Genomic DNA, 6,422 nt, shown 5'->3' on the forward strand with positions numbered 1-6,422 from the left:
CTTCTATAGTTTGTACTAGCTTTAATTGCGTGCCGTTATTGTTATCCAGTATTTCCAGTAGTTGTTTAGCTTCTTGGCTTAACTCATCTCCACGAATCATTTGTACGTAAGCCTCAGAAAACCTCACCATTCCAAGCATTGGATTCTTGGCATATTTGTTGAGGAATAGAGTCCGTAGTTCTTGCTCGTTTGGATTGTTTGCTACTGCTGCAAGTAAGCAATAAGCAGGATAATAACGACAGAAAGTCAGTTTGCCATTATCATCAAGTAACCACTGCGAGTAAATACTTTCTCGCTTCGGGAAAAAAGCTTCGGTACTATTGCGTGAGATAATTTCTGATGGGTATTTGAATCGGTTAACAAACGGGTCTACTGCTGATGTTTGAATTCTCCCTATCAACCGTGTAGTAATGTTCGCGAATATTTTGTCAGCAGATTTACTTTGAAATATACTTTCTGGCTCTTGCGCTGATAAAATAACACGTATACCAGCTTTTGCACCGTTGGCACAGAGTCTTCCAATGAGTTCGGCAATTGACTCGAAAGAAAAGAGAATCGGTGCTTCGTCAAGGAAGAAGATACTTGCTTTAGATGATAAGGCACGACGCAAGGCAGCTGCATAAGCGCTGAGTGCGAGGACTGCTGCATCTGCTTCTGAAGAAAGCGAACGCAGTGCAAATACGAGTAGTCTCGCATCAGTTCTAAAGCTAGATGGGTTGGCAATTGATTGACCAACTCGTGAATTTAACCAGAAATTTAATCGTAACCTAATGTGGTCTAATGCATCAAGTATTTCCTTACTATTATTAGCAATTGAATCAAGCTTAATAAATCCCGGTGAGCAGTAATTATAAAAATCTTTAAGAGTTGGTATATCTGCCCACTCGGTTGTTCCTACTCCATTTTCTAGGGCAAATTTATACCGAAGTTTAATATCATCATCATTAAAGAATGTTTCAATTGCAATTGTAATAATACTCTCGATATTTGATATCATTGTGGGACTGACTCCTATCGGGTTTGTCCCTAGTACCATTGTCAGGAGTGTTGATTTCAAAAAATCCTTGAAATCAGTCATGCGCTCCTTAATAACTTCAGGTTCATACCCCCTCAAATCGGGTAATTCAAATAAATTGTTTGATTCTTTGCTAATATCAAAATACGCCCCTTCTGTTCCCATGAATTTGGTATAATCGGTAAATGTGGAACTCCCATCAGGCTTGGGATAGTCCAGGGCGATAACGGGGATACCTTGCGCCAGGGCTTGTGTTAATAATCCTGCCACTAGTACAGATTTCCCAGCCCTGGTAGTACCAAACACAGCTAAGTTTTTATGTTGGTTGTATAAGTCGAGATGTACGGGTGTTCCTCCCTCTTCGGCAATGAGTTCAAACCCATTTTTATCACCTGTGGCGGTGCGTACTAAGGGTGTGATTCCTGGTACTTCACAAGAGAAATATGGAAGGCGGCGGTTAAATGGCTTTGTTAGTAAATTCTCCCAAATAATAGGTACTGTTTGCAGCCAAGTTTTCCATGCGTATTCTACTTCTCTCTCAACTACCGCTGGTCGTAGGAAGCAACTAGAAAGATACCTGCAAGCTTCATCTAGTTGATGACGACTGTGACGATGGATACAAAAGACAACTGCTGTGTGGATGGGGATAGAACCTCTAAGGATAGTTTCTTGTGCCCGTACAGCTTCTTCAATGTTCATGTTTGCCTTGACATCAATGGAACCTTTATCGGCAGACATGGCGCTAGATGTAATTGACTGTTTAGTTATGCGTTGTAAAACTGTTTTTGCTAGCCCTTGATTTGCTTTGGATAGCTGGCAGATAATTTCGGTGTCGGAGATTTTTTCTTTAGAAAGTACTCTCCAGAGGTATCGTAGTTGGTCGTATTCATCTACCCACCCTTGAGGTTTCTCGCTAAATTGCAAGACACCGATATACTTATCTTGAAGCTTAACCCAACTACGGTCGAGAAAGGGAACTGATTGTTCGTTTTCCAGAACTAGGTGTTTGATATGAAAATCGCTAGTTTGTTCTTCCCTAAGCCCTGCTTCATCGAGGATGAGTGGGTTGGGAATGGGTGGTACTTCACTACGGTTGAATTGATTCCAGATAACTTCCCAAATATCACCTGCTGTAAGTACTTTTGCGCTTAATCCCATTGTGTTGGAGATAATTTGCTCCCACATTTGGAATCCAGAGGTGAAGCTATTCTGCAGAATGGTTTCGATTCTCTGGTGACGAAGCTTGTGAATTTCTCCAGTAAATCCTTGCCAGTAAGTTTGCAGTTGTTTAATTGTTTTCTCGATGGGGTCGTTGCTTTTGCTATTTTCAGCTGCGAGTACGGTATAGGTACACCAAAAGCGGAGGAACTTATTTTTACGTACCCCTGCTTGAGTGAGTTCGCGTGCTCGCAGGCGTTCTGACCTAATAAGTAGTGTTAGCTGTTGGAGGTCGCATTCTTTTTCGATTTTCTTTAATTCTTGTTGCCGGAAGGTATCATTGGTAAATGAGCCAATGTGGATTGTTAAGGTTTCGCGTTCGGGTAATTCTTTGAGTCCGCCCTCAATATTTTCAAATATAGGTAGGATTTGTTCAGAACTTAGGGATGGGTGAATACCTTGGATATCAAAGCAAAATCTGATTTGGATATTTTCCTTCTTCTTGAGAATGAGCGCACCAATATTTTTACGACCACCAAGTGAGATACTTGCAATCCCTGCTAGATGGGTAATATCTTCAAACGGGGTAAGACCTTTTACTACTCCTAATTGTTCGGTTTCGAGGGATTGTCTGCCAAGTTTATCTTTCGGCTTGGTTGATTTAGTCGAAGTCATGGCGGTATGATATCTGTGTTAATTCTTAAAAGGAGAAGGTTATCAGTTATCAGTTAGCAGTTATCAGTTATCAGTTACCAGTGTCGTGTCCCCTTGTTCACTGTTCACTGTTCACTGTTTACTGTTTACTGTTTGAATTGCGTTTGCGCTTAGGAGCGGGTTTTTTCCTTGGTTCGCTTTGGCGTGGATTAAGCAGTGAAACAAAGGGCTTATATCCACGAGTGATGCGGGGAGTACCGACAAACTTACCTAAGAAGGCTTTATTTGATGTGACTGTCCACCAAGTTGCCCATCCCCAGGTAATTGATATTCCTGTTGCTAGCCATCCTGCTTGAAGAAATCCTTGAACTACGAAATACATGATCAGTGCGATCGCACTCCAAGGAACAATTTGGTCGGCGGGAAATGGACCGAGGCGCGGTTGGTCACCTAAGACTCGGTTGACGGTACGGAATTCTCTATCTCTAAGCATATTTAATGAGAATAGGAGTAATTTGTATCACTCCTAGAGGGTTGATTATGGTGCTCTTTTGTGTTTAGCCGCCGCCAGTACCGACTACTAATCCAGCTAGGATATCGCCAACTACTACAGTGATGGCAATAATAATTGGAGTACGGGCAATGGTCTGCCAATCTTCGTCATTTCTGGCTGCTTGGACGACTCGGATAAGACCGATAGCAAGATAAATCAGGAACAGACCTCGCAGTACTGCGAAGATAAAGCCAGTTATTTTTTTATCAATACCAGGGAAGTACTTTTCATTTGTGAAGAATTTTTCAGCGCTGTTCATGAATTGCGCGCTGGCTGGTGCAACTGACATATCCAGCAGGAATACCGCACCTACCAAGCAAAACATGATTGTGTAAATATTGATACCGTACTTGTGCTGCCGTTTCTCAAAGTTAGAAAGCAGGCTGTTTGCTTCTTTGGGCATTAATGCGACGATGGCAGTAGCGAATGCGAGTGATGCCATAACCATGTTGTGGATTGAAAGATCCACAATCATCAATCCGGTACCAACAGCCATCAAACCGGCGATTGTGCCATTTTCTTTCCAAGTGCGGCGGCGTCTCGCTGAAACAAGATATCCGTATTCTTGTTCGTAGGATGTATAGTCCTTATTGTAATCGGGGTCGTAGTTTGTTCTCATGTGAGTGTAATTATCGATTTATGAGAGCTAATTTTTGAGAGAACTTGTCGGGGAGATACTCTTTTGGGCAAAGTTCAACGGAGAATCGGTATTGGTTAAAACTCTTGAAAGCCTTGTGGCTTATACGTTTATTCTATAAGTGGAATGAATTTTGATACATCCGATTAATTGTTTAAGTTTTGATGTTATCTTTGCCTATACAGTGTTGAAGTTAATTTAAAATCTAGTTGAATTGACAAAACTAAAAATGTATCTCAACACTATCTTTAAGCAAAGTAAAATCCCTAAAAACAAGGATTTTTAGGGATTTTATGCTTGATTTTGGCTAATGTGTTGTTTGATTAGGAGTTGAGGCTATTTCAGATTGATTTTGAGAAATTCTCCATTATTTAACCTTAGAAAATCTACACTACCTGCGGGTAATTCGATGACTTGGTTTACAGGGTACACTGAATTGTATTTAGGACATTCCTGAGTTGTACAGGGTGGTACATTCCTGACGATATGTTTAATTTCTCCACTTTTAAGAAATATCATATCTAGGGGAATGTAAGTATCCTTCATCCACAAGCTAATTGGTTCTGATTTGTTGATAACAAATAGCATCCCGTGGTTGTTCGGTATTGACTTGCGGAATTTGAGTCCTTTGGATAGTTCTTGGGCAACTCTAGCTACCTCTAGTTTGATAGTTTGGTTATTACTAGTAAAGGTTGCACCAATAGGTAGATACTGGGGTTGATGATTCCAAAAGTAGAGTGGTAAAGGTGAGAGGGCAGCAATGAAACCGGCAATTGGTCCAACGACATTGAGAATTTTGAAGAATAAGCTTTTTGGTGAAGTTTGTGCTTGCTTAGCTTGAATTCCCCTTTGAGTGGTTGGTCTTGTGACTTCCATAATTTTAGATGAATAAAATGGTAAAGTGGTTACAAATTGCAAACATTATGAACTGTTTAAATCTTTTTGGTATGCTTGCTTTAGATGATGAAACTTGAAACTTATTCCTGACGTTTCCTAGCTGAAAATATTAATGTTTCCAACAGCAAACTTACTTTCATCAAGAGGGCTACTAGGTAAAGCTTGTTGGTCTGCTTTATTACGCATTGACTCGACTCTATCTGCTTCCCGGATAGCAAGCGGGTTAATTTGGCGGCGTTCTTCGAGTAGTGCTTCAATTGTTAATTCTAGAGGCGGGAGTTTGCTTTGTGAGTAAGTATCTTCTATTACTGTCTGACAGAATATGGTGCTAGCAGCACGTTCTACAATTGTCTGAATTTCAGCACCCACACACCTATTGGTGGCTTTAAGAAGTCTGCGCCACTGTTCTTCGTCCCAAGGATCGCCACCATTGCGGAAGCGTTCGTCAAATCGGGCAGCGTGCAGTTTGAAGATAGTATATCTTTCCCCGTTGTTGGGTAGGTCTACCTTGAAGAGGTAGTCAAACCGTCCGGCGCGGGTGAGTTCGGGTGGTAGCCACTCCATTCGGTTGACTGAAGCAATAACTAATACATCAGACTGTCTTTCTTGCATCCAGGTCAAAAGCTTACCAGCTAGGCGTTTCGCTAGGTCATCATCTCCGGCAAAAGCTTTATCAAAATCATCAAAATAAAGTATTATTTGTGACAATTTATCAGCGAGTTTTAGCAGGCGTTCAAGCTTAATTTCAGCTTGGTTCCCGAAACTGCGGAAGTTCCCCCAATCTACCATGATGAGGGGAATACCCATGTTTTGGGAACAGGCTTTGGCGGAGTGAGATTTACCTGTTCCTGGTGGTCCCACTAACATGATACCTTTGGGCACTTTGAGATTATATTGTTTGGCGCGAGGGGTGAGGAGGCGCTTGAATTTTTTAAATGACTCTTGCATGAGTTCTAACCCACCTAGTTGGACTTTGGGTGGAGGTAGAAACTCAATATCGTAGAGGCGGTTGAGCAGTTGGATTTTTTGTTTGAGCAGAGATTGTGCTACGAATTCGGAGTTATTGAAATCGGTAGTTTTTCTAACCTCCTTGAGTAGGTTTACAATATCAGATATGTATAACCCCATCCCAGCGTTCGCTACTGTGAGATAGTCTGTGTCTGTATATTCTGGGGGTAGGAGGCTGGTTTGAGTGAGAGAGTTGATGATTTCGCTAACATCAGGTAAATCTTGTTTCCAGATAGGAATCTCGGCGGAGATATCGCTACTAATATCAGCAGTTGCTCCTAGGAGTAGGGCAACTTTCCCAGTATTTTGGTTATAAAGTTTCAGGTTGAGTAGTGAATATTTCATCCACTCTGACACCAGTAAATCTTCAGTTTTTTTTGGGCTATTTTCCTGAATCCAGGGATATATATTCTCGATAATTAGTATCCCATTTTCTTGATATTCTTTCCAAAAATTGAGGATATGAAAATAATCTTCTTTATTTTGTCTTGGTTTAGGAA

Annotated in this window: 5 protein-coding genes; all 5 read right to left on the reverse strand. The window is 41.2% G+C overall.

Going from position 1 to position 6,422, the window contains the following annotated elements; genetic code table 11:
• The coding region (locus tag DP116_RS26190; RefSeq protein ID WP_169157935.1) for a putative type IV secretion/conjugal transfer ATPase at positions 1-2,848 on the reverse strand (2,848 nt) is incomplete at its 3' end.
• A 118-nt stretch (positions 2,849-2,966) separates the two neighbouring features.
• The gene (locus DP116_RS26195; RefSeq protein WP_169157936.1) at positions 2,967-3,320 is read right to left on the reverse strand and encodes a hypothetical protein; all 354 of its coding nucleotides are present in this window, start codon (positions 3,318-3,320) and stop codon (positions 2,967-2,969) included.
• Positions 3,321-3,384: 64 nt separating this feature from the next.
• Complete coding sequence (locus DP116_RS26200) at positions 3,385-3,999, reverse strand: hypothetical protein (protein ID WP_169157937.1); 615 nt, start codon at positions 3,997-3,999, stop codon at positions 3,385-3,387.
• Positions 4,000-4,353: 354 nt separating this feature from the next.
• Positions 4,354-4,893 (reverse strand): DUF192 domain-containing protein, encoded by a 540-nt coding sequence (locus tag DP116_RS26205; protein WP_169157938.1) that lies wholly within the window; start codon positions 4,891-4,893, stop codon positions 4,354-4,356.
• A gap of 117 nt (positions 4,894-5,010) precedes the next feature.
• On the reverse strand, positions 5,011-6,422 hold a 1,412-nt coding region (locus tag DP116_RS26210), incomplete at its 5' end, for an ATP-binding protein (RefSeq protein ID WP_169157939.1).

This window comes from Brasilonema bromeliae SPC951 (assembly GCF_012912135.1).
Classification (GTDB): domain Bacteria; phylum Cyanobacteriota; class Cyanobacteriia; order Cyanobacteriales; family Nostocaceae; genus Brasilonema; species Brasilonema bromeliae.